The following is a 23,027-nucleotide window of genomic DNA, read 5'->3' on the forward strand; positions in this document are numbered from 1 at the left end:
GAATGTCACTTCCTCTGGAGGGCCTGTCGGCCGTCGTCACGGGCGCGGGCCGGGGGCTCGGCCGCGCCGAGGCGCTGGAGCTGGCCCGGCTCGGCGCCGCCGTCGTCGTCAACGACTACGGGCAGCCGGGCCGCGACGGCTCGGGTGAGGCGTCGGCCGCGCCCGCCGACGCGGTCGTGGCCGAGATCGAGGCGGCCGGGGGCCGGGCGGTCGCCCACATCGGGGACGTGTCCGACCACGAGCAGGCCCGCGAACTGGTCGACCTGGCGGTCTCCGCGTACGGCAAGCTCGACATCCTGGTCAACAACGCGGGCATCCTGCGCGACCGGATGGTCTTCTCCATGTCCGAGGACGAGTGGGACTCGGTGGTACGGGTCCACCTCAAGGGCCACTTCAACACGGTCAGGTTCGCCTCGGCGCACTGGCGCGCGCGGGCGAAGACGGGGGGCGGAGGGGGAGGGGGCGCGGTGTACGGGCGCATCGTCAACACCTCGTCCGAGGCGTTCCTCGCGGGCTCGGCGGGCCAGCCCAACTACGCGGCGGCCAAGGGCGGGATCGTGGGCCTGACGACGTCGTGCGCGCTGGCCCTCGCGAAGTACGGGGTCACGGCCAACGCGATCTGCCCCAGGGCGCGGACCCGGATGACGGAGGACGTCTTCGCGGGGTTCGCGGAGCCGGGGGATGGCGAGCGGGACCCCTTGGCGCCCGAGCACGTCGCCCCGCTGGTCGGCTACCTGGCGTCGCCGGCCGCTGCCGGGGTGAACGGCCAACTCCTGGTCGTGCACGGCGGGATGGTCGCGGTCGTCGAGCGGCCCCGGGTCGCGGCGAAGTTCGACGCGGCGAAGGGGGTGTTCGGGTTCGACGAACTGGACGAGGCGCTGTCGGGCTACTTCGCGGGGCGCCCGCCCGGGGAGACGTTCGGCGCGGCGGAGGTCCTGGGCCTGAGGCGGGAGGCGTAGCCGGTACGGGGACCGGGCGAGGGCGGGGCGGATGCCGCGCATGCCTCCCCGAGCGGGCTCGCCCCTTCCCCGAGCGGGCTCGCGCCTCCCGGGGGCAACGCCCCGTAAACGGGCAACGCCCCGTAAACGGGCAACGCCCCGTAAACGGGTGAGGGACCCCGGCCGAAGCCGAGGTCCCTCGTGATCACGCGCACCGCGAGGCTCAGGCCGCCCGGCCCTCGCCCTCCCCGGGCCGCCTGTGCCTGCCGTGTGCCGGAGACGAAGAGTCCTCCGTCAAAGCCGGCCCCCCACGGTGCTTACCGGACTTTCCTGAGCCGTCGGCCTCGCCCTGCGGGCGCCCCGTGGCCGAATCGGTTCGGGTTTCAGACATGCTGGAACGTCACCCCGTTGTACTGGTACGGCTGCTGGTCAGGCGCAGAGTCTAACCAGCCTTCCTAGCCCGCGACGGGCTGCCTCGTGAACACTTGCCCCGTAAGCGGAGCCTGTTGCAGAGGGACGGGTTTCGGCGCGGCCACGAGCCCCGGCGCAGACCCCGGCGCACCCCCGGGCGCACCGGGCACATCCCCCCGCCGCGCTCCTGGGGAACCCGGGGATTCCAAGGCCCCGGCCGCCCCCGCCGCGACCCCCGCCCCCACAGCGACCTCCGGCCCCGCCTCCGCCGCCCCCGCGGCAGGCACCCCCACCCCCACCACCGAGCACGGCGCCGCAGCCGTGGAGCACGGCAGCCGCAGCACCCCCTCCCGGGTCCACAGCCCCGACCCGGCCAACCATCCGACCGGCGCCGGGAGTTGGGTCATGCGCCGCTCGGCGGGCCGCCAGACCCCCAGCCAACTCCCCGCCCCGGAAGCCGGATCCCCGCCGATCTCCAGCGCCACCGCGCACGCCTCGGGCATCAGCACCTGCCCCGGCTGCGCCGCGAAGGGCGTCACCGCCACGCCCCCCGCCTCCCCGACCCGCAGGCACTCGGGGAACCGCACGGGGCGGTGGCTGCCGAGCACCCCCCAGCCCAGCCGGTCCTCGCCGGGCGCGTCCGACCGTACGAGCAGCAGCCCGCTGTCCGGCTCGGCCAGCAGCAGCCGGTCGTCGCTGCCCTCCGCGATCTGGAGCAGCGGCGTCACCTCGCCGCCCCGCCCCAGGTCGACCGCGACCGTCTTCAGCACCCCGTCGGTCTCCCGGTCGAGGGCGAGCAGCCGCCCCGCACGGTCCAGCCAGACCCCGCCCGAGCAGCGCCCGCGCACCTCCGCGACGTGCTCGGGCCCGAACGCGCCGCCCGCCACCAGCCAGATCGCGGTGGAGTGCGCCCCGACCGCCAGCGCGTAGGCGCTGCGCCCGTCGGGGGCGGGCGGCAGGAGCGTCAGCGCGGGGCACTCGACGGCGCCCAGCTGCACCTCGCCCGTCCCGGGACCGGTCGGGTAGAGCAGCGACAGCGTGTGCCGCTCCGCGACGCGCCGCCTGACCAGCACCCGCCCGTCGGCCAGCGGCAGCACGTCCGCCTCGGCCTCCTCCGGCTGGGCGAGGGGGAGCGGCACGGCGTACGGCTCGGGCCCGCCGAGCGTCCACCGCTCGACGAACCACGCGACCCCGGCCGCCCCGCCCGCCCCTCCTGCCCCGCCCGCCTCCTCGGGAACCCCCCACCCCGGGTCGTTCCCCGCGCCGCCCCCCGCGTCCGGGCCCCGGCCCCCCGCAGGAGCCAGCCGGGCCGCGTACGAACCGTCGGCCGAGATCGTGAGCGACCCCGGACCGGGACCGGCCCCCGTACCGGACCCGGACCCGGAACCCGCGCCGGACCCCGTACCGAGCCGGACGGTCTCGATGGCACACGCCGTCATCGAATCGTCACCTCCGGTGGCGAAGCTAGTTTTCGCTCGTCCGACCGGACAACGCGAGACCCGTCACTTCACACAGAAGGGTGCTGTTGTCCCGGTTCGCGGGATGAATCAGGGGCGGCTGTGCTGCACGGGAGCGGGGTGCACGGAGCGGGGGTCCCCGCCGTACCCGGGCCGTACCAGGTGGCGGAGCGGGCCGCCGGACCGAGCCATGGCCGGTGGGGCACGCGGCGCGGGTAACCTGTCTGCGTGCCCCGTCTGTCTGAAGTCATCGCCGCGCTCGACGCCCTGTGGCCCCCCGAGCGGGCCGAACAGTGGGACGCCGTCGGCACCGTCTGCGGCGACCTCGATGCCGAGGTCTCGCGGGTGCTGTTCGCCGTCGACCCCGTGCAGGACACCGCGGACGAGGCCGTCGCACTCGGCGCGCAGCTCGTCGTCACGCACCACCCGCTCTACCTGCGCGGCACGACGACGGTCGCGGCCTCGCACTTCAAGGGCCGCGTCGTGCACACCCTGATCAAGCACGACGTCGCGCTGCACGTCGCGCACACCAACGCCGACAAGGCCGACCCCGGAGTCTCCGACGCCCTCGCGGGCGCCCTGGGCCTGCGGGTGCTGCGCCCCCTGGTGCCCGACCCCGCCGACCCGGCGGGCCGCCGGGGCCTGGGCCGGATCTGCGAGCTCGACGTCCCGCTGCCGCTGCGCGAGTTCGCGGCGCTGGCCGCCGCCCGGCTGCCCGCCACCGCGCAGGGCGTACGGGTCGCGGGCGACCCCGAAGCGACGATCCGTACCGTCGCGGTCAGCGGCGGCTCGGGCGACAGCCTCTTCGCGGACGTGCGCGCCGCGGGCGTGGACGCGTTCCTCACCGCCGACCTGCGCCACCACCCGGTCTCCGAAGCCCGTGAGCAGGCGCCGCTCGCGCTGCTCGACGCGGCGCACTGGGCCACCGAGTGGCCCTGGTGCGAGCTGGCCGCAGCCCAGCTCGACGAGATCTCCGACCGCAACGGATGGGGACTGCGAGTCCACGTCTCGAAGCGGGTCACCGACCCCTGGACAAACCACCTCTCTTCTCCTGGAGCCCCCAACTGAACGCCGCGCCCGCCGACCAGATCCGCCTCCTCGACGTCCAGGCACTCGACGTCCGCCTCGCGCAGCTCGCGCACAAGCGCAAGTCGCTCCCCGTCCACGCGGAGCTGGAGTCCCTGACCAAGGACCTCGCCCAGCTGCGCGACCTGCTCGTCGCCGCGCAGACCGAGGAGAGCGACACCGCCCGCGAGCAGACCAAGGCCGAGCAGGACGTCGACCAGGTGCGCCAGCGCGCCGTCCGCGACCAGCAGCGCCTGGACTCCGGGGCCATCACCTCCCCGAAGGACCTGGAGAACCTCCAGAAGGAGATCGTCTCGCTGGCCAAGCGCCAGGGTGACCTGGAGGACGTCGTCCTGGAGGTCATGGAGCGCCGCGAGAGCGTGCAGGAGCGCGTCTCCGAGCTCACCGAGCGCGTCTCCTCCGTGCAGGCCAAGGCCGACGACGCGACCGGCCGCCGCGACGCGGCGTTCGCCGAGATCGACGAGCAGACCGCTTCGGTCACCAAGGAGCGCGAGGTCGTCGCCGGGTCCGTCCCCGCCGACCTGCTGAAGCTCTACGACAAGCTGCGCGGCCAGCAGGGCGGCGTGGGCGCGGCCAGGCTGTACCAGCGCCGCTGCGAGGGCTGCCAGCTGGAGCTGAACATCACCGAGATCAACGAGGTCAAGGCGGCCCCCGCGAACGAGGTCGTGCGCTGCGAGAACTGCAGCCGCATCCTGGTGCGCACCGCCGAGTCGGGCCTCTGAGTTGTCCGTGCGCAAGGTCGTCATCGAGGCCGACGGCGGTTCCCGGGGCAACCCGGGTCCCGCCGGCTTCGGTGCCGCGGTCATCGACCCCGCGACGGGGGAGACCCTGGCGGAGGCGGCTGAGTACATCGGCGTCGCGACCAACAACGTCGCCGAGTACAAGGGCCTGATCGCCGGGCTCCGCGCGGCGCACGCGCTGGCGCCCGACGCCGAGGTCCTGGTCCGGATGGACTCCAAGCTCGTCGTCGAGCAGATGTCGGGCCGCTGGAAGATCAAGCACCCCGACATGAAGCCGCTCGCCGCCGAGGCGGCGACGGTCTACCCGCGCTCGCAGGTGAAGTACCAGTGGATCCCGCGCGAGCAGAACAAGCACGCGGACCGGCTGGCCAACGAGGCGATGGACGCGGGCAAGCGCGGCAAGCAGTGGGAGCCCGCGTCCTCGTCGGCGGCGCTCGACGCGTCCGCCGCGCGGACGGCCGCGCTCGCGCCCTCGGGCCCGCCCGGTGACGCGGCGGCCGGAGCGGCGAAGGCCCGCGCGGCACTGAGCGGCGCGGCACCGGGCGGCGGCGCGGCACAGGGCGGCGGTACGGCTCTTGCCGGTACGGCGCTCAAGGCCCCGGCCTCCGCCTCCGCCGCCGCGGCCGGGCAGGTCGCCGAGCAGGCCCGCGCCTCGCTCGCCGCCGCTCGCCCCGCCACCCCGCCCGTCGGCTGGGCCGCGCCCGCCGACCTCGGGGCGCCCGCCACCTTCGTCCTGCTGCGGCACGGCGAGACCGCGCTCACCCCCGAGAAGCGGTTCTCCGGCAGCGGCGGCAGCGACCCCGAGCTGTCCGACGCCGGGCGCCGCCAGGCCGAGGCGACGGCCGCGGCGCTCGCCGCGCGCGGCACGGTCCAGGCGGTCGTCAGCTCCCCGCTGAAGCGCTGCCGCCAGACCGCCGAGGCGGTCGCGGCCCGGCTCGGCCTCGACGTGCACGTCGAGGAGGGGCTGCGCGAGACGGACTTCGGTGCCTGGGAGGGGCTGACGTTCGGCGAGGTGCGCGAGCGGTACGCGGACGACCTCACGGCCTGGCTCGGCTCGGCCAAGGCCGCGCCCACCGGCGGCGGCGAGAGCTTCGCGGCCGTCTCCCGGCGGGTGGCCGCCGCGCGCGACCGGCTCACCGGGCGCTACGCGGGCCGCACGGTCCTGGTGGTCAGCCACGTGACGCCGATCAAGACGCTGGTACGGCTCGCGCTCGGCGCGCCGCCCGAGTCGCTGTTCCGCATGGAGCTGTCGGCGGCGTCGATCTCGGCGGTGGCGTACTACGCGGACGGCAACGCGTCGGTGCGGCTGCTGAACGACACGTCGCACCTGCGCTGAGGCACCTCGGCCGCGGGACGCACGGAAGGGGCCGGGTGGCTGTGTTCAGCCACCCGGCCCCTTCCTGCTTCTCTTCGCTATCGCCGCCGGGCCCGCCTCAGGAGGTCTTGCGACGGTTGCGCCTGACCACGGCGCCGCCCATGGAGATCAGCGCGGCCGCCGAGGCGCCGAGCATGGTGAGCAGACCGCTCGACGCACCGGTCTCCGCGAGGCTGTCCCCGTGCTCGTCACCCGAGGGATGGGTGCCCGGGTGGTGCGGGCCGCCCGGCTGGTCGGGGCTGCCCGGCTCGTCCGGAGACACCGGGATGTCGCAGTCCGGCGTACCGGGCTCGTCCGGAGCACTGGGCTCGTCGCAGTCCGGGCTACCGGGCTCGTCGGGGCTACCGGGCTCGTCCGGGGTTCCCGGCTCGTCCGGAGTGCCGGGCTCATCGGGCGTTCCGGGCTCGTCCGGGGTTCCCGGCTCGTCGGGAGTGCCCGGCTCATCGGGTGTACCGGGCTCGTCCGGAGTACCAGGCTCGTCGGGAGTGCCGGGCTCGTCCGGGGTTCCGGGCTCGTCCGGGGTCCCCGGCTCGTCCGGCGTTCCCGGCTCATCGGGCGTACCCGGCTCGTCCGGGGTTCCGGGCTCGTCGGGCGTACCCGGCTCATCGGGAGTGCCGGGCTCGTCCGGCGTACCGGGCTCGTCCGGGGTTCCCGGCTCGTCCGGCGCGCAAGGCACGCCGGGGGTGCCGGGATTGCCCGGGGTGGGAGGCACGCAGGGCCCGTCCGGAACGCCGGGCTCATCGGGCTCGATCGGCGGCTCGTCGGGGGTGCCGGGCTCGTCCGGGGTTCCGGGCTCGTCGGGCGTACCGGGCTCGTCCGGAGTGGTCGGGCAGTCCGGGACGGAAGGCTCGTCGCCGGGCGTGCCCGGGGCGTCGCAGCCGGGGCCTCCGGGCTCGTCGGGCTCCATGGGAGGCTCGTCGGGCTCCATGGGAGGCTCGTCCGGCGTCTCCCCGTAAGGCGGCTGCTCCGGCTGCTCGTCCGGCTGTTCGGCGGGCTGCTCAACGGGCTTCGCACCCGGGGAATCCGGAATGCCGGGAATTCCGGCGATCTGCGCAATGGGCGGAAGCTCCGGCATCTTCGGAAGCTGCGGAAGGCTGATGTCCGGGCCGCCGTACGACTCGCCCGGCTGCGTCGCGGGCTTTACGTCCGGCACCTGCGGAATTCCGGCGATCTGCGTAATTCCCGGGACCTTCGGAGCCTCTGGCGAGCTGACGTCCGAGCCGCCGTAGGGCGCGTCCGGGTGTGGATTGGCGTAGGCGGGCGAGGCGAGCAGCACGAGTGAGCTCGCGAGCGCCGCAACTGTTGTCGCCCCGTACAGGGACGAAGGAAGGGAACGCATAGTCAGATATTGTGATGAATCGGATAATTGGCTCGTAATGAATGCGTTCCTCGGGGTGTGTCTTCCCGGAATCCACACGAATGGCCGCCCGTGTCCCGCGGTGAACCTCCCGGAACTGTGGATGGGCCACCCGCGTTCGAGGGGCGGGCCCCTAGCCCGCCAGCGCCGCCGCCCCGCGCGCCAGCGACTCGACGCGGGCCCAGTCGCGGGCCTTGACCGCGTCCGCCGGGAGCATCCAACTGCCGCCCACGCAGCCGACGTTCGGCAGGGCGAGGTACGCGGGTGCGGACGCCGGGGACACCCCGCCCGTCGGGCAGAACCGCGCCCGGGGGAGCGGCCCGCCGAGCGCCCGCAGGTACGGCACCCCGCCCGCCGCCTCCGCGGGGAAGAACTTCATCTCCTCCACCCCGCGCTCCAGCAGCGCCACGACCTCCGACGTCGTCGAGACGCCCGGCAGGAACGGCACCCCCGACTCCCGCATCGCCGTCAGCAGCGTGTCCGTCCAGCCCGGACTCACCAGGAAGCGGGCCCCCGCGCCGACCGCGTCCGCGACCCCGGCGGGCGATACGACCGTGCCGGCGCCCACCACCGCGTCCGGCACCCCGTCCGCGATCGCGCGGATCGCCTCCAGTGCCGCCGGGGTGCGCAGCGTCACCTCGATCGCGGGCAGCCCGCCCGCGACCAGCGCCCGCGCCATCGGTACGGCGTCGGCGGCGTCCTCGATCACGACGACGGGGATGACGGGGGCCAGGTCAAGAACAGAGCTCATGCCCGCCATACTGCCCACGGCGGACTCCCTGTGCAACGGGCGTTGCGCAGGGCGCAACGCCACTCAGTGGATCTCGTCCACCAGCACGTCCAGCGACCAGGGCTTCCCGGCCTTCCCCGGCGCCTCGGCCTCCACCGCGTACCCCAGCTCCCGCAGCGCGTCGACCAGCTCGGCGGGCCCGGCCGGAGCCGTCCCCGTCTCCAGCAGGCTCCGTACGATCCGGCCCTTCGTCGCCTTGTTGAAGTGGCTGACCACCTTCCGCGTCGGCGCGTGCAGCACCCGTACCGTCGCCGTGCGCCCCGCGACCTCGCCCTTGGGCTTCCACGCCGCCGCGTACGCCGACGAGCGCAGGTCCAGCACCAGACCGCTGCCCGCCGCCTCCGGCATGACCTCCGCCATCGGGCCCCGCCAGTGCGCGCCCAGCGCCCCGAGCCCCGGCAGCTTCACGCCCATCGAGCAGCGGTACGAGGGAATGCGGTCGTCCACCCGGACCGCGCCCCACAGCCCCGAGAACACCAGCAGCCACTGCCGCGCCCGCTTGCGCGCCGCCGCGTCCAGCGTGGCCAGGCCCAGAGCGTCGTACAGCACCCCGGTGTAGACCTCACCGGCCGGGCGCGCGCCCGCGACCCGCAGGTCCACGTTCTTGGTGACCTCGCCGCTCAGCCCCTCGCTCAGCCCCAGCACCTCGCGCGCCTTCGCCGCGTCCGACGCGCACAGCTCCACCAGCTCGTCCAGGACGGCGGCCCGCGCCCCGGCGAGCCCAGGCAACGACAGCGACTCGGGCTTCAGCGGAGCCCCGCGCCCGGAAGCGGCCTTGCCTTCCGACGGCGGCAACAGCACGAGCACGGTGGATCTCCTCTACGTACGGACCAGGGACAAACAGACAAGGGGGTACGGCCCCGGACCCGCAAGCCTAGGGCCTGTCCTGCGGGTCACGGCTGGACCGCGGGGTCCGGCACGCACACCCGGTCCTGACCGTCAGCGGTCCCCGGAGCCGCCACGACCCGCGGGACAGGCCCGAAGTGCCGCGCCCCGCCCCGCGCCATACGCTCGACGCATGCCTCGCCGCCAGATGCACGTGACCGGCGCAGCCGAAGCGCCCCTGCGGGCCGCCCTGCGCGCACTGCGTACGAAACTGGAGGTGCCGGACGCGTTCCCGGCCGCCGTGCTCGCCGAGGCCGAGGACGCCGCGAAGTCCCCGCGCCTGCCGGGCCGCGACGCCACCGACATCCCGCTCTTCACCATCGACCCGCCCACCTCCGTCGACCTCGACCAGGCCATGCACCTCGCCCGCCGCGCCGACGGCGGCTACCGCGTGCACTACGCCATCGCCGACGTCGCCGCCTACGTCACCCCCGGCGGCGCCCTCGACGCCGAGGCCCACCGACGCGTCCAGACCCTCTACTTCCCCGACGGCAAGGTGCCCCTGCACCCCGCGGTCCTCTCCGAGGGCGCCGCGAGCCTGCTGCCCGGCCAGCCGGCCCCCGCCGTGCTGTGGCGGATCGACCTGGACGCCGAGGGCCGCCGCGTCGCCACCGACGTGCGCCGCGCCCTGGTCCGCAGCCGCGCCAAGCTCGACTACGCGGGCGTCCAGCGGCAGATCGACGCGGGCACCGCGGAGGAACCCCTCGCCCTCCTCAAGGACATCGGGCTGCTGCGCGAGGCCCTGGAGGTGGAGCGCGGCGGGATCTCCCTCAACGTCCCCGAACAGGAGATCGTCGAGCTGGACGGCGCGTACACCCTCGAATACCGCGCCCCGCTCCCCGCCGACGGCTGGAACGCCCAGATCTCCCTGCTCACCGGCATGGCCGCCGCCGACCTCATGACCGCGGCCGGCACCGGCATCCTGCGCACCCTGCCCACCGCCCCCGACGGGGCCGTCGCCCGGCTGCGGCACAGCGCGAAGGCGCTCGGCATCGACTGGCCGCACCACGTCCCGTACGCCCAGGTCATCCGCTCCCTCGACCCGCGCGTGTCGCGGCACGCCGCCTTCCTCCAGGAGTGCACGACCCTGCTGCGCGGCGCGGGCTACACCGTCTTCACCGACGGCAACGTCCCCGCCGCGACCGTGCACGCCGCCGTCGCCGACGAGTACACCCACTGCACGGCCCCGCTGCGCCGCCTCGTCGACCGGTACGCGGCCGAGCTGTGCGTGGCCGCCGTCGCGGGCGAGGAGCCCCCGGAGTGGGCGCGCGCCGCGCTCGACGCGCTGCCGCGCGAGATGGCCGAGGGCTCGCGCCGGGCCAACACGGTCGAGCGGGAGTGCGTCGACACCGTCGAGGCCGCGCTGCTCAAGGACCGGGTGGGGGAGGTCTTCGACGCGTACGTGGTCGACGTGAAGGAGCGCGAGCCCGCCGTCGGCACGGTCCACCTGGAGGACCCGGCGGTGGTCGCCAGGATCGAGGGCGGCACGGCGCGGCTCCCGCTGGGGGAACGGCTGAGGGTGCGGCTCACGCAGGCGGATCCGGGGGCGCCGAAGGTGCTGTTCGCCCCGGCGTGAACGGGTCCGCGACGGCATCCTTGAGCGCGGCGTACAGGGCCCGCGCGTCGTCCGCGTGGCAGCGCAGGGTGTGCACGGGCCTGGCCCTGCCCAGCAGCGTCGGTACGTCGAGGGGCTCGCGCAGCCGCAGCGTGAGCGAGGTCTGCGAACCGACCGCCAGGTTCAGCTCGCCCTCCTTCGCGCGGTGCGTGAACAGCGGCTCGTACCGGACGTCCTCGACCAGCCCGAGCGGGACCGTCACGTCGACGTGCCCGGCCTGCCGCAGCCGCAGCGCACCGCCGCCCAGCACGTGCGGGCGCACCACGGAGGCGGCGTGCAGCCCGAGCACGAAGAGCACCGTGTAGACGTCGAGCACGAGCACCACGGCGTGCACCGCGGGCAGCCCCTTGAGCAGGTACGACATCCCGGCCGTCTCCACGGCGCAGACGAACGCGAAGCCGTACATCGTGGCGGCCTGGTCCCGCGCGTGCCCGAAGGCCCGCGAGCCGGGCCGCACGCCGTGGCGCCGCCGTGCGACCCACAGCGCGAGCGACACCAGCAGCCGCAGCTCGTGCCCGACGAGGGCCCGCACCGGGCGCGGCACCAGCTCCGCCAGGGCCGCCCGCGCACCGCCCAGGCGCCGTCGCAGCCGCTGGAACGCCCACAGCTCGGCGAGGAACAGGGCGCCGATCAGCAGTTCGGCGGCGACGAGGAAGCCCCCGGGTATCCGCACGCCCGCGACCAGGCACATCACCAGGACGAGCTCGCCGGGCAGCACGGCGTACGCGGCGAGCCGCAGCACCCGGATCACGAGCCCGCCCCCGACCCGGCGGCGCTCCGCAGGACCCGGTACGAGGCCGCGCCCGTCCCGACGGCGCTCCGCAGCATCCGGTTCACGAGGCTGCCCCCCGTCCCGGCGGTGCTCCGCCGCATCCGGTACGAGGCCGTGTCCGGCCCGGCAGCGCTCCGCTGCACCCGGTACGAGGCCGCGCCCGACCCTGCGGCGCTCCGCAGCATCCGGTACGAGGCCGCGCCCGTCCCGGCGGCGCCCCACGGTGCCCGGATCACGACGGCCCGTCCTGCCGGGCGGCGGCGATCCGCATCGCGCGCCGCACGGCCTCGGCCTGCGCGGGCGCGAAGTCCGCGAACATCGCGTCGACGACGGGCCCGGACAGCTCGGCGTCCCGGCCCGGCGCGCCCAGCGCCTCCACGGGGACGAGCGCGGCGAGCGCGGCGGCCGCCTCGTCCACCGCGGGGTCGGAGGGCGCCGCGTCCACGAGGGCGTCGAGCATCGCGTACACCGCGTGGGCCCGCTCGGCCGCGCCCGGCGCCCCGGTCACCGACCGCATCGCGGCGAGCAGCCGCCCGCGCTCTTCGGGGGTCCCCGCGGTGTCGAGGAGGGCCAGGATCTCGCGGTCCCTGGCGGCCATGGGGGACTCGGGCAGCCCGGCGGAGGCCCGCGCGACGTCCCCCAGGAGCGCGGTGAGCTCCGGCGAGAACGGCCCCTGCGCGGGCAGCGTCCCCGCACGGGCCTCCCGGATCAGTACGGCGAGCCTGGCCCGCCGCTCCCGGATCCCGGACTCCTGCCGGGCCAGGTCGGCGTCCAGCCCGCCCAGCACCTCCACCAGCTCCCGCCCGGCGTCGTCGGCGAGGACGTCCCGCACCTCGTCGAGGCCGAGCCCCAGCTCGGTGAGCCGCTTGATCCGCGCGAGCAGCACGGCGTCGCGCAGCCCGTACTCCCGGTAGCCGTTGCCCAGCCGCCTGGGCTCGGGCAGCAGCCCGCGGTGGTGGTAGTGGCGCACCGCGCGCGGGGTGACGCCGACGAGTGAGGCGAGCTCTCCGATCCGCATGGCCCCAGTAGAAACGTTGACGCGGCGGCAGGGTCAAGGACCGGGCGGTGCGGCGGGTAGCATGGTCGGCACGGCAGACGAGCCGGGCGGGCGGCCGCGTGGGGATCTTCGGAACCTCCCGAGGAACGTCCGGGCTCCACAGGGCAAGGTGGTGGCTAACGGCCACCCGGGGTGACCCGCGGGACAGTGCCACAGAAAACAGACCGCCCGGTGCTTCGGCGCCGGGTAAGGGTGAAACGGTGGTGTAAGAGACCACCAGCGCCTGAGGTGACTCAGGCGGCTAGGTAAACCCCACCTGGAGCAAGGTCAAGAGGAGCACCGTGAAACGTGCTCTGCGCGGACGTTCGAGGGCTGCCCGCCCGAGTCCGCGGGTAGACCGCACGAGGCCGGTGGCAACACCGGCCCTAGATGGATGGCCGTCACCGCGACGTCCGCGAGGACCCGCGGTACAGAACCCGGCGTACAGCCCGACTCGTCTGCCGCCCCACCTATGACTAGTAGCCGGTGACGGTGACCCAGTCGTCGCTCTGGGAGTACGGCACGGAGATGTTGGTGCCCCAGCTGTAGCTGTTCTGGCAGTTGTAGCTGTTGTACGACTTGACCGTCAGCGGGCCGCGCCACCACCAGCCGGAGATGTAGGTGGTGCCGCCCGAGTTGATGTTGAAGCAGCCGAGGGTCTCCTCGCCGTTGTGGTTGTAGCCGTAGAGCTCGACCGAGTGGCGGTAGTTGGGCATAGCCTTGTCCCTGAAGATGATCTGCTGCCCGTTGGAGCCGGCGGAGGCCGTACCCGCGCCCACGAGCACTCCGGTGGCGGCCAGGGCGGCGGTCACTACGGCCGTGGCGGTGCGTGCGGCGATGTTCTTGGACATGTGGAGATGTCCCCCGTTCGATCGTGTCGTCGTGCGCCCGGAGAACTCGTTGAACTCCGAACGTTCCGGACCCAGGCTATGAAGCCGCACCAACGGATCAACAACACCTCGCCAACAGGGACTTGGCCCCCCGCCGCGCGCGGGGCCGCCACGGATCCCGGGGCCGCTGCCGGGACGCCGCCCGGTTAGGGTGCGCGGATGGTGTACGGACACAGTGGCGAATTCGCGCGTGCGGCAGTGGATTTCGAGGCGGCGGTGCTGGCCAGGGACCCCGAGGGGACCGGGCGGGCTTTCATGGGGTTGCGGGAGACCTTCGGGCGGGCCGGGGCGGGGGAAGTGGCTGGGGCCGGGCCCCGGTTGGCGGGGGTGGTCGCGCAGGTGCCCGCCGGGCCGCGGGCCGTGGTGGCCGTGATCGTCGGGGCGTGCGTGGAGCGCGGGGCCGATCCCGTGCTGAGCGCGCCCGGACTTTTCGACGGGCTGCGCGAATCGCTGGAGGACGCGCTGGAGTTCTGCGCCCTCTGGGAGGAGGGCGGGGGCGGTGACGTGCCGATGCCCGACGACCTGGGGCCTTCGCCAGAGGTCGTGGAGCGGGTCGGAGGCCTGCTCGCCGAGGGCTGGTGGGGGATGCCGCAGTGGCAGATGGCGGCCCTCGCCCACCTCAACCACCCGGCCGTGCGCCGCACGGTGGACCCCGCGCGCAGGCGCGAGGCCCTCGCGCTGCTGGGCCGGGTCTCGCGGGTGGCGGGCGATGCGTTTAAGGGGCTCGCGTACGCGCTGCGCGTGCTGGACGACGAGCAGGTGGTGGTGCTGCACCGGGAGAGCGGCACCGGTTACGCCGTACGGATATCCGGCATAGGCGACAACTTCCAGCTGCACACGCTGCTCGCCGACGCGCTGGTGGGCGGCGGGCATGTCGCGGGGCACGCGCCGTCGGCCGCCGAGGTCGACGTCTGCCGCGACCGGCAGGCGCACGAGCGGATCCTGACCACCGGTTCCTTCATGATGTCCGCGCCCGACGGCGAGCGGGTCTGGAACGAGGGCGACCCGTCCGACATCCCGCTCGTGGACGGCGCCCGGCTGCTGGTCCTCGACCCGCCGCCGTACCCGCACACCTGGCCGTCCGGGCGGTTCTTCCCCGACATGGCGGGCGACCTGGTGCTGGAGCGGGTGCTCGCACCCGACGAGGCCGCGCGGTGGTTCGCGCGGGTGGCCCCCGCGGCGGCGTAGGGCCTGTCGGGGGCGGTGCGGGGGGTCGTGGGGTGTAGGGGTGGGGGTACGTCCGCATCCGTACCCCTGATCCGTACCCCTGATCCGTACCCCTGGAGGCACCGTGACCGTTCCCGTGGACCAGCTCACCGACCCCGCCGTGCGCGCCCTGGTCGCCGCGATCAACGCGGGCGACCGGGAGGCGTTCCGGGCCGCGCTCGCCCCGGGCGCGGCCATGTCCGACGACGGCTCCGACCGGGACCTGACGGAGTGGACCGAACGGGAGGTCTTCTCCTCGGGCGGCCACATGGACGTCGAGTCCCAGTCGGACGACGGCCGTTCGCTCGTCGCGCTCTACCGCAACGACACGTGGGGCGCGATGCGGACCGCGTGGCGCTTCACCGTGGAGGACGGGAAGGTCGCGCGGTTCGACACCGGGCAGGCGTGAGGGGGCGGCAGGACGGGCGCGGGCGGGCGCGGGCGGGGCCTCGGGCTGGGCCTCAGGCGGGGATCTCCGTGCCCGTGCCGCTCACCCTGATCCTCGGGTCGCCCTCGGTGAGCGTCACCGTGAGCGTGCCGGGGCGGCCCATGTCGGCGCCCTGGTGCAGGGTCAGGACCGCGTCGCCGGGGACCAGGGCGAGCTCGCGGGCGTACGCGCCGAAGGCGGCGGCCGCGGCGCCCGTCGCCGGGTCCTCGACGACCCCGCCCACCGGGAAGGGGTTCCGCACGTGGAACGTCGTCCCGTCCGCCGCCTCGCGCCACACCAGCTGGACGGTTACCAGGTCGAGCCTCAGCATGAGGGCCTTCAGGCGCTCGAAGTCGTACGCGAGGTCCGCGAGGCGCTCCCTGGTCGCGGCGCCCAGCACCAGGTGGCGGGCGCCCGCGTAGGCGACGCGCGGGGGGAACGCGGGGTCCAGGTCGGCGGCCGGCCAGCCGAGGGCGGCGAGCGCTTCGGTGACGTCGGCGTCCTCGATGGGGGCGGTGTGCGGCTCGACGGTGGTGAGGGTCGCGAGGAGGTGCCCGGCGGGGGAGCGGGTGACGGTGATCGGGATGGTGCCCGCGAGGGTGGCGAACGTGAGGTCGCCGGGGCCGATGCGGTCCGCGAGGGCGATGGCCGTGGCGATGGTGGCGTGGCCGCAGAAGGGGACTTCCGCCTGGGGGCTGAAGTACCGGACCGTGAAGCCCCGTCCGGGCTCGGCGTCCAGGCCCTCGGGCGGGGCGGTCAGGAACGCGGTCTCGCTGTAGCCGAGGTCCGCGGCGGTCGCGAGCATCGCGGAGGCGTCCAGGGAGGTGGCGTCCAGCACGACGCCGGCGGGGTTGCCTCCGGCGGGGTCGGTGGAGAAGGCGGTGTAGTGGAGGGGTGCGGCGGGTGCGGGTGCGTCCGTGATCATGTCGCGTGAACGTGGCGGGTGCGGCGGGCATTCCCGGGGGCGTTGCCCTCCGGGCGGGGGCGCGGTTCTGGGGCGGGGGTTTCTGGGGCGAGCCCGCTCGGTGTGGGTGGGCAGGTGCGGCATCTGCCCCACTCTCGCGCGGTTCCCCGCGCCCCCATGGGGTCCGCCGTACCGGGCACGTCCAGCACGGGCGCCCCGTCAGGGGCGCGGGGAACCGCGCGAGCGAGCCACCACCGGGCCGCAGGCGACCACCCGGCGCGAGCGGGCTCGCCACCCCCACACCCGCCACCCCCGCACCCGCCATCCCCACACTCGCCCCTAACCCCGCCCCACGTACGGCATGTTCGTCGCGAGTACCGTGGCGAACTGGACGTTCGCCTCCAGCGGCAGGCCCGCCATCTGCACGACCACCGCCGCCACGTCCGCCACCGACATCACCGGCTCCACCGCCGTCTCCCCGTTCGCCTGCGGCACCCCCGTCCGCATCCGTTCCGTCATGTCGGTCGCCGCGTTGCCGATGTCGATCTGGCCGCAGGCGATGCGGTACGGACGCCCGTCCAGCGAAAGGGACTTCGTCAGGCCGGTCACGGCGTGCTTCGTCGCCGTGTAGGCGACGGACATCGGGCGCGGCGCGTGCGCCGAGATCGAGCCGTTGTTGACGATCCGGCCGCCCTGCGGATCCTGCTCCTTCATCAGCCGGAACGCACCCTGCGCGCACAGGAACGCACCCGTGAGGTTCACGTCCACCACGTGCCGCCACGCCTCGTGCGCCAGGTCCTCCAGCGGCACGTTCCCCGGGCCGAACGTCCCCGCGTTGTTGAACAGCAGGTCGAGCCGCCCCCACCGCTCCCGCACCGCCGCGAACAGCCCGTCCACGGAAGCCGGATCGGCGACGTCCGCCGGGACCACCAGGGCGCCCGCCCCGCAGGCGGAAGCCGTCTCCCGCAGCGGCGCCTCCCGCCGCCCCGCCAGCGCCACCGACCAGCCCGCCTCCGCCAGCGCGAGCGCCACCGCGCGGCCGATGCCCGAACCCGCTCCCGTAACCACCGCAATCTTCGACATGCGCGGGAGGGTACGGGACGGCCCGGCACCCGGATCTCACCCGTCCGCCATCTGAGTGTTGTGTACGTGTCAGGCCTGCGCTGTCGCGTCCCGCTGCAATGCGTGCATGACACATGCGCGTACGTCCCAGCAGTCCCACGATCCCGAACTCCGCGCCGCGGCACGCCGGCTGGCCCGCCGCAGGTTCCTCACCGGCACCGGTGCCGCCGCCGCCCTCGCCTTCGCCGTGAACCTGCCCGGCACCGCGCAGGCCGCCGAGTTCGACGCCGCGCGGATCAAGGAGGACCCGTTCACGCTGGGCGTCGCGTCCGGGGATCCGATGCCCGGATCCGTGCTCCTGTGGACCAGACTCGCCCCGCGCCCGTACGAGGCGGACAGCGGCCTGCCCAAGGCGCGCATAACGGTGAGGTGGGAACTCGCCCGCGACGAGCGCTTCCGGCGCGTCGTGCGGCGCGGACGCGTCACCGCCCACCCGGAGTTCCACCACGCCGTGCACGTCGAGGCGGGCGGGCTCGACCCCGACCGCACGTACTACTTCCGCTTCCGCGCCGGGAGCTGGCTCAGCCCCGTCGGCCGCACTCGCACCGCCCCCGCGCGCGGCGCCCGCGTGTCCGAGCTGAAGCTCGCCGCCGTCTCCTGCCAGGCGTACCACGACGGCTACTTCACCGCGTACCAGCACCTCGCGGAGGAGGACCTCGACGTCGTCCTCCACCTCGGCGACTACCTCTACGAGTACGCCGTCACCGCCACCGGCGGCGCCCGCGCCTACACCGACCGCAGGCTGCCCGCGCACTTCAACCGCGAGACCCTCACGCTGGAGGACTACCGGCTGCGGTACGCGCTCTACAAGTCCGACCCCGACCTGCGCGCCGCGCACGCCGCGCACCCCTTCGTCGTCACCTGGGACGACCACGAGACCGAGAACAACTACGCGGGCCAGGACCCGGAGAACGACGTGCCGCCGGAGGAGTTCCTGCTGCGCAGGGCCGCCGCCTACCGCGCGTACTGGGAGAACCAGCCGCTGCGCGCCCCGCAGCGCCCCACCGGCCCCGACATGCGGCTCTACCGCCGCCTCCAGTTCGGCCGCCTCGCCCAGTTCGACATCCTCGACACCCGCCAGTACCGCTCCAACCAGGCGTACGGCGACGGCTGGAAGGTCCCGGGCCCGGAGTCCGAGGACCCGACGCGCACCATGACGGGCGCCGCCCAGGAGCGCTGGCTCATCGACGGCTGGCGGCAGTCGAGGGCGCTGTGGAACGTCGTGCCGCAGCAGGTGACCTTCGCGCAGCGGCGCGACGTCCCGCGCCCCGACTTCAAGCTCTCCATGGACTCCTGGGACGGCTACCCGGCCTCCAGGAAGCGGGTCCTGGACGGCGCCGCGTCCGCCGGGGTCGACAACCTCATGGTCCTCACCGGCGACGTGCACGTCGGCTACGGCTTCGACCTCAAGGCCGACTTCGACGACCCCGCGTCGCGGACGGTCGGCACGGAGATCGTCGCCACCTCGATCAGCAGCGGCAAGGACGGCGCCGACAAGCCCTCGAACTGGGACAACTTCACCCGGGCCAACCCGCACATGAAGTTCTACAACGGGCGGCGCGGATACGTGAAGGTGACCCTGGGCACCGAGCGGGCGCGCGCCGACTTCCGCACCGTCTCCGGTGTCACCAAGCCGGGCGCGCCGATCACCACGGCCGCCTCCTTCGTGACGGAGGTCGGCGACCAGGGCCTCAAGCCCGCCTAGGACCGGTCGGCCGCGTAGCGGACGCCGATGCGGTCCCGCACCGCGTCGAGCGTCCGCATCACGGCCAGGCTGCCGTCCAGCGGCACCAGCGGCGACTCCGTCTCGCCCGCCCGCAGCGCCCGCATCACCTCCGCCGCCTCGTACCGCAGCGAGTGCCGGTCCCCCTCGATCGCGTACGTCCGCGGATCCGAACCGTCCGGCCCGTGCAGGGTCAGCCGCTCCGGGTAGAAGAAGCCGCGCTCGAAGTCGATGCGGCCCTCCGTGCCCGTCACGGACGCGGTCATCGGGGTGTCGGCGGTGATCGAGCAGGACAGCAGGGCGGTGGCGCCGCGGTCCCAGCCGAGCAGCACGCCCGTGTTCAGGTCGACGCCCTCGGGCGAGAGCAGCGCGTCGGCCTGGACGCGGTCGGGCTCGCCGAGCAGCAGGTGGGCGAAGGAGACCGGGTAGACGCCGAGGTCGAGCAGGGCGCCGCCGCCGAGCGCGGGGTCCCGCAGCCGGTGGTCGGGCGCGAAGGGGCCCGCGAGGCCGAAGTCCGCCTGTACGGTCCTGACCTCGCCCACGGCCCCGCCGTCGACCAGTTCCTTGAGGCGGCGGACGACCGGGTTGCAGTACATCCACATGGCCTCCATCAGGAACAGCCCGCGCTCGCGGGCCAGGCCCACCAGTTCCTCGGCCTCCCGGGAGTTCAGCGTGAACGCCTTCTCGACCAGGACGTGCTTCCCCGCCTCCAGGCACAGGCGGGCGGCGGCGAGGTGCGCGGAGTGCGGGGTGGCGACGTACACCACGTCGACGTCCGGGTCCGCGGCGAGCGAGGCCCAGTCCCCGTACGCCCGCTCGATCCCGAAGCGCTCGGCGAAGCCCTTCGCCGACGCGGCGGTCCTGGAGGCCACCGCCACCACGGCCGCGTCCGGCAGCTCTTTCAGGTCGGCCGTGAACGCCGCGGCTATGCCGCCCGTAGCCAGTACGCCCCACCGCACGGTCTTCTCAGGAGTCATGGCCTGAGAGCATAGATGCGGATTCAACGACTTGGAGAGACAGATGCCGGAGAGCGGTCCCACCCAGCAGGAACACATACCCGGGGCGGTGCCCCCGGAGGCCGTGACCCCGGTCGCGTCCCCGGAGTCCGCCGCCGTGATCCCGGCCAGGTCCGCCGCGCGGGACCTGGCGGCGGACGGGGCCCAGGCCCCGGCGGCCGGCGGGCGCCGGGCCGGGATGCTCGTCACCCTGGCGCTCGGCGGCCTCACCGCCCTGCCGCCGCTCTCCATGGACATGTACCTCCCGGCCCTGCCCGAGGTCACCGGCTCGCTGGCCGCGCCCTCCGCGACCGTCCAGCTCACCCTCACCGCCTGCATCGCGGGCATGGCGCTCGGGCAGCTGGTGGTCGGCCCGATGAGCGACAGGTGGGGACGGCGCTCGCCGCTGCTCGTCGGCATGGTCGTGTACGTCGTCGCCACCCTGATCTGCGCCTTCGCGCCCTCCGTCGAACTGCTGATCGCCTTCAGGCTGCTCCAGGGCCTCGCGGGCGCGGCCGGCATCGTGATCGCCCGCGCGATGGTCCGCGACCTGTACGACGGCGTGGAGATGGCCCGCTTCTTCTCCACCCTGATGCTGATCTCCGGCGTCGCCCCGGTCGTCGCCCCGCTGATCGGCGGGCAGGTGCTGCGGGTCACCGACTGGCGGGGCGTCTTCTACGTCCTGGCGGGCGTGGGCGTGCTGCTCACCCTGGTGGTGTGGAAGTGGCTGGGCGAGACGCTGCCGCCCGAGCGGCGCCACAGCGGGGGCGTGGGCGAGGCGCTGCGCACCATGCGCGGGCTGCTCGCGGACCGCGTCTTCACCGGCTACATGCTGGCCGGCGGCCTGGCCTTCGCGGCGCTCTTCGCGTACATCACGGCCTCGCCCTTCGTCGTCCAGGAGATCTACGGGGCCTCGCCGCAGACCTTCTCGCTGCTGTTCGGCGTCAACTCGGTGGGCCTGATCGCCGTCGGCCAGGTCAACGGCAAGCTGCTGGTCGGGCGGGTCTCGACGGACAAGGTGCTGCTCGTCGGGCTGGTCGTGATGACGCTGGCGGCGACGGCGCTGCTGCTCATGACGGCGGGGCTCTTCGGCGAGGTCGGGCTCGTGCCGGTCGCGGTGGGGCTCTTCGTGCTGATGTCCTCGATGGGGCTGGTGATGCCGAACACCAACGCGTCCGCGCTGATGCGGACGCAGCACGCGGCGGGGTCGGCGTCCGCGCTGCTGGGCACGTCGTCGTTCCTGATCGGCGCGGTGGCCTCGCCGCTGGTGGGGGTCGCGGGGGAGGGCACCGCGGTGCCGATGGCCGCGGTGCAGGTGGGATGCGGAGTGGTGGCGCTGGGGTGCTTCCTCCTCCTGTGCCGGAAGAAGGACGAGCGCGCCTTTTAGGGGGCGTCACAGGATCGCGCGGTTGCCCGCGCCCCTTTTCAGGGGTGCGGGCAACCGCGCGAGCGGCACTCAGCGGGAGCGGGCCCGCCACCTCTCGCGCACGAGCGCGCCGCTCAGGCCCGGGACCGGGGACCAGCGGGCGCGGCGCGAGCGGTGGGGCGCGGGGCCGTACGGCGACTGCCAGGCCGGGCGGCGCTGCCCCGCGCAGGTGGGCGGGAAGGGACGGTTCTTCGACCAGGTTCTGGACATGGACACACTCGTTCCGGGGAGAGGAGCTCAGCTGGAAGGGGCACGTCGCACCAGTTGCGCGACGCGCGACGGATCAGCGCTCGGGGTTTCTCACCGGATGTACAACGGCGTGTCCTTCGGAGGAGGGGTACGGGCAGGGGAACGGTAGCCCCGCGCGGAGCGCCGTTCCACTGATTTCCCGGCCGCCCCTACTGCTCCTCCGCCTTCTCCTCCGCCTGCTTCTCCGCGTACGCGATCAAGTGCTCGCGCCCCCGCGGGTCCGTCCACCGGAACAGCCCGGCCCCCGGCACCACCGCGCCCGGCAGCCGCACGCTCGGCGCGAGGCCGACCGGCTCGGGCAGGCCCCGGTCGCCGGTCTCCGTGAGGTCGACGGCGACCGGCGCGCCCCCGCCCGCCAGCGCGTCCGCCGCGTTGCGCGCGGCCCGCGCGCCGTACGCGAGCCCCGCGTCGCCCACCGTGGTGAGCGTCAGCGGCCGCGAACCGTCCGCGTTCTCGAAGCAGAACCCCTTCGCGCGCGCGAGGTCGAACGCCAGGTTCCCGGCGACCAGGAACCGCCCGTCCGGCGAGAGGACCGCCTCCGGGTGCTCACCGGGCGCTATCGCAGGCTTGTGGCACTCCGCGGTGGCCACCACCCGCCCGCTCGCCCCGTCGTGCACCGCCCACACGTCGTGCGTCGCCGCCCGCTTCGCACCCCGCGCCTTGTGCCAGCGCGCCAGCACCTGCCGCGGCGTCAGGGCCGTCGCGGTACCGGACCGCGCGTCCGTCCCCGCGGGCGCCCGGTCGCGGCTCGACCACGCCCCGCTCACCCAGAACTCCCGGCCCCCGCCGACCAGCAGCCCCTTCGGCGTCTGCCCCAGCACCTCGGCGGACCCGCGGCACTGTGCGCACCCCTTCGGGAAGCCGAGCGCCGCCGCCGGGACCTGTCCGACCTCGCCGGTCACCGGGTCGACCAGCGCGGCCCGCGCCCGGCCGTCCGTGACGACGACGGACGGCCCCGCCACGGTCACGGTCGGCACGCCGGGCCACGGCAGCTCGGCCCGCTGCCGGGTGCCGTCCTGGGCGTCGTACACGTCGAGGGAGACGATCGGCTGCGCGGCCTTCGTCAGGGCGTCGCCCGCCACCTTCCCGTACGACCAGGCGACGAAGTACTCCCGCCCGCCGCGCGTCAGCGACAGCAGCCCCGGGTAGTGGGCCCGGTCCGCGGGCCTGAAGGGCTCGCTGCGCCAGCCGGCCTTCCCGCTCGCCGCCGCCACGGTGCGCAGCCGGAACCCGTCGTCGGAGACCCGCTCCAGGTACGCCACGAGCCCGGCCGTCCGCGCCAGCGCGATCTCCGGGGACGCCTGGGCGACCTCCCAGCCGCGGTCCGTCGCGAAGCCGGAGGGGACGGTGAGCCTGGTCACGGGGGAGGGGACGGGCTCGACGGACGCGCCGGGCCGCTCGACGGGCGGCGTCTCGCGCCGCGCGCCGCCGTCGCCGAAGACCGCCAGCACCAGCAGCGCGGCCAGCGCGAACCCCACCGCGGTCAGCCCGAGCCGCAGGAGCCGCCGCCCCAGCGGCACGTCGTGGGCGACGACCCGGAACCTGCGCGGGCCCCCGACGGCACGAGCGATCCCGAACTTCATGGTTCCCCCGTGTGCCCAGCGCCCCGCGTCCCGACGGCTC

The 23,027-nt window shown here is 74.7% G+C and carries 22 protein-coding genes and 1 other RNA gene; 10 read left to right on the plus strand and 13 right to left on the minus strand.

What is annotated here, in order from left to right:
• The first annotated feature begins 2 nt into the window (after positions 1-2).
• Positions 3-959: a 3-oxoacyl-ACP reductase gene (locus ACIBNE_RS10610; RefSeq protein WP_399271094.1), complete on the plus strand. Its 957-nt coding sequence runs from the start codon at positions 3-5 to the stop codon at positions 957-959.
• A 434-nt stretch (positions 960-1,393) separates the two neighbouring features.
• On the opposite strand, the gene ACIBNE_RS10615 is transcribed toward ACIBNE_RS10610, so the two are convergent.
• Positions 1,394-2,788 (minus strand): hypothetical protein, encoded by a 1,395-nt coding sequence (locus ACIBNE_RS10615; protein WP_399271095.1) that lies wholly within the window; start codon positions 2,786-2,788, stop codon positions 1,394-1,396.
• Between the two features lie 246 nt (positions 2,789-3,034).
• On the opposite strand from ACIBNE_RS10615, the gene ACIBNE_RS10620 reads away from it, so the two are divergent.
• The 3 genes from ACIBNE_RS10620 to ACIBNE_RS10630 are packed head-to-tail and all read left to right on the plus strand — an operon-like array spanning position 3,035 to position 5,968.
• The gene (locus tag ACIBNE_RS10620) at positions 3,035-3,874 is read left to right on the plus strand and encodes a Nif3-like dinuclear metal center hexameric protein (RefSeq protein WP_399271096.1); all 840 of its coding nucleotides are present in this window, start codon (positions 3,035-3,037) and stop codon (positions 3,872-3,874) included.
• A complete protein-coding gene (locus tag ACIBNE_RS10625) occupies positions 3,871-4,614 on the plus strand; it encodes a zinc ribbon domain-containing protein (RefSeq protein WP_399271285.1) in 744 nt (247 codons plus the stop codon). The genes ACIBNE_RS10620 and ACIBNE_RS10625 overlap by 4 nt, the downstream gene beginning before the upstream one ends.
• A gap of 7 nt (positions 4,615-4,621) precedes the next feature.
• Positions 4,622-5,968: a bifunctional RNase H/acid phosphatase gene (locus tag ACIBNE_RS10630; RefSeq protein ID WP_399271097.1), complete on the plus strand. Its 1,347-nt coding sequence runs from the start codon at positions 4,622-4,624 to the stop codon at positions 5,966-5,968.
• 97 nt (positions 5,969-6,065) lie between these two features.
• On the opposite strand, the gene ACIBNE_RS10635 is transcribed toward ACIBNE_RS10630, so the two are convergent.
• The 3 genes from ACIBNE_RS10635 to yaaA all read right to left on the minus strand — a co-directional run bounded on the left by ACIBNE_RS10635 (position 6,066) and on the right by yaaA (position 8,961).
• On the minus strand, positions 6,066-7,346 hold the full coding sequence (locus ACIBNE_RS10635; RefSeq protein ID WP_399271098.1) for an LPXTG cell wall anchor domain-containing protein: 1,281 nt from the start codon (positions 7,344-7,346) through the stop codon (positions 6,066-6,068).
• Between the two features lie 151 nt (positions 7,347-7,497).
• The gene (gene eda, locus ACIBNE_RS10640) at positions 7,498-8,115 is read right to left on the minus strand and encodes a bifunctional 4-hydroxy-2-oxoglutarate aldolase/2-dehydro-3-deoxy-phosphogluconate aldolase (protein ID WP_399271099.1); all 618 of its coding nucleotides are present in this window, start codon (positions 8,113-8,115) and stop codon (positions 7,498-7,500) included.
• Positions 8,116-8,178: 63 nt separating this feature from the next.
• On the minus strand, positions 8,179-8,961 hold the full coding sequence (yaaA, locus tag ACIBNE_RS10645) for a peroxide stress protein YaaA (protein WP_399271100.1): 783 nt from the start codon (positions 8,959-8,961) through the stop codon (positions 8,179-8,181).
• Between the two features lie 211 nt (positions 8,962-9,172).
• On the opposite strand from yaaA, the gene ACIBNE_RS10650 reads away from it, so the two are divergent.
• Positions 9,173-10,615: an RNB domain-containing ribonuclease gene (locus ACIBNE_RS10650; RefSeq protein ID WP_399271101.1), complete on the plus strand. Its 1,443-nt coding sequence runs from the start codon at positions 9,173-9,175 to the stop codon at positions 10,613-10,615.
• Here the strand turns inward: ACIBNE_RS10650 and ACIBNE_RS10655 are convergent.
• Genes ACIBNE_RS10655 through ACIBNE_RS10665 form a run of 3 tightly spaced genes read right to left on the minus strand, consistent with a single transcriptional unit; the run spans position 10,566 to position 12,444 of the window.
• Entirely contained in the window at positions 10,566-11,405 is an 840-nt protein-coding gene (locus ACIBNE_RS10655; protein WP_399271102.1) for a hypothetical protein, read from the minus strand. The two genes, ACIBNE_RS10650 and ACIBNE_RS10655, sit on opposite strands and share 50 nt — an antisense overlap.
• The gene (locus ACIBNE_RS10660; RefSeq protein WP_399271103.1) at positions 11,402-11,662 is read right to left on the minus strand and encodes a hypothetical protein; all 261 of its coding nucleotides are present in this window, start codon (positions 11,660-11,662) and stop codon (positions 11,402-11,404) included. The genes ACIBNE_RS10655 and ACIBNE_RS10660 overlap by 4 nt, the downstream gene beginning before the upstream one ends.
• On the minus strand, positions 11,659-12,444 hold the full coding sequence (locus tag ACIBNE_RS10665; protein WP_399271104.1) for a MerR family transcriptional regulator: 786 nt from the start codon (positions 12,442-12,444) through the stop codon (positions 11,659-11,661). Before ACIBNE_RS10665 ends, ACIBNE_RS10660 begins: the two co-directional genes overlap by 4 nt.
• 78 nt (positions 12,445-12,522) lie before the next feature.
• Here ACIBNE_RS10665 and rnpB point away from each other — a divergent pair.
• Positions 12,523-12,923, plus strand: an RNA gene (gene rnpB, locus ACIBNE_RS10670) — RNase P RNA component class A.
• A 15-nt stretch (positions 12,924-12,938) separates the two neighbouring features.
• Here rnpB and ACIBNE_RS10675 read toward each other — a convergent pair.
• On the minus strand, positions 12,939-13,313 hold the full coding sequence (locus tag ACIBNE_RS10675; RefSeq protein WP_399271105.1) for a hypothetical protein: 375 nt from the start codon (positions 13,311-13,313) through the stop codon (positions 12,939-12,941).
• A 198-nt stretch (positions 13,314-13,511) separates the two neighbouring features.
• On the opposite strand from ACIBNE_RS10675, the gene ACIBNE_RS10680 reads away from it, so the two are divergent.
• Positions 13,512-14,540, plus strand: coding sequence for a hypothetical protein (locus ACIBNE_RS10680; protein WP_399271106.1), 1,029 nt, complete (start codon positions 13,512-13,514; stop codon positions 14,538-14,540).
• Between the two features lie 103 nt (positions 14,541-14,643).
• Positions 14,644-14,967 carry a nuclear transport factor 2 family protein gene (locus ACIBNE_RS10685; protein ID WP_399271107.1) on the plus strand — a complete coding sequence of 108 codons (324 nt, stop codon included), beginning with the start codon at positions 14,644-14,646 and terminating at the stop codon, positions 14,965-14,967.
• Positions 14,968-15,019: 52 nt separating this feature from the next.
• Here the strand turns inward: ACIBNE_RS10685 and ACIBNE_RS10690 are convergent, their stop codons facing one another.
• Both ACIBNE_RS10690 and ACIBNE_RS10695 read right to left on the minus strand, forming a co-directional pair.
• Entirely contained in the window at positions 15,020-15,910 is an 891-nt protein-coding gene (locus ACIBNE_RS10690; protein ID WP_399271108.1) for a PhzF family phenazine biosynthesis protein, read from the minus strand.
• 318 nt (positions 15,911-16,228) lie between these two features.
• Positions 16,229-16,972 (minus strand): SDR family oxidoreductase, encoded by a 744-nt coding sequence (locus ACIBNE_RS10695; RefSeq protein ID WP_399271109.1) that lies wholly within the window; start codon positions 16,970-16,972, stop codon positions 16,229-16,231.
• Positions 16,973-17,078: 106 nt separating this feature from the next.
• Here ACIBNE_RS10695 and ACIBNE_RS10700 point away from each other — a divergent pair, with 106 nt between their 5' ends.
• Positions 17,079-18,716: an alkaline phosphatase D family protein gene (locus tag ACIBNE_RS10700; protein WP_399271110.1), complete on the plus strand. Its 1,638-nt coding sequence runs from the start codon at positions 17,079-17,081 to the stop codon at positions 18,714-18,716.
• Here the strand turns inward: ACIBNE_RS10700 and ACIBNE_RS10705 are convergent.
• Positions 18,713-19,711 carry a Gfo/Idh/MocA family protein gene (locus ACIBNE_RS10705; RefSeq protein ID WP_399271111.1) on the minus strand — a complete coding sequence of 333 codons (999 nt, stop codon included), beginning with the start codon at positions 19,709-19,711 and terminating at the stop codon, positions 18,713-18,715. The genes ACIBNE_RS10700 and ACIBNE_RS10705 overlap by 4 nt on opposite strands.
• A gap of 43 nt (positions 19,712-19,754) precedes the next feature.
• Here ACIBNE_RS10705 and ACIBNE_RS10710 point away from each other — a divergent pair, with 43 nt between their 5' ends.
• A complete protein-coding gene (locus tag ACIBNE_RS10710) occupies positions 19,755-21,116 on the plus strand; it encodes a Bcr/CflA family multidrug efflux MFS transporter (protein WP_399271112.1) in 1,362 nt (453 codons plus the stop codon).
• 69 nt (positions 21,117-21,185) lie between these two features.
• Here ACIBNE_RS10710 and ACIBNE_RS10715 read toward each other — a convergent pair whose 3' ends face one another.
• Both ACIBNE_RS10715 and ACIBNE_RS10720 read right to left on the minus strand, forming a co-directional pair.
• Positions 21,186-21,365, minus strand: coding sequence for a hypothetical protein (locus ACIBNE_RS10715; protein WP_399271113.1), 180 nt, complete (start codon positions 21,363-21,365; stop codon positions 21,186-21,188).
• Between the two features lie 188 nt (positions 21,366-21,553).
• Positions 21,554-22,987, minus strand: coding sequence for a hypothetical protein (locus tag ACIBNE_RS10720; RefSeq protein WP_399271114.1), 1,434 nt, complete (start codon positions 22,985-22,987; stop codon positions 21,554-21,556).
• Positions 22,988-23,027: the final 40 nt, after the last annotated feature.

This window comes from Streptomyces sp. NPDC050504, from assembly GCF_044458065.1.
Classification (GTDB): Bacteria; Actinomycetota; Actinomycetes; order Streptomycetales; family Streptomycetaceae; genus Streptomyces.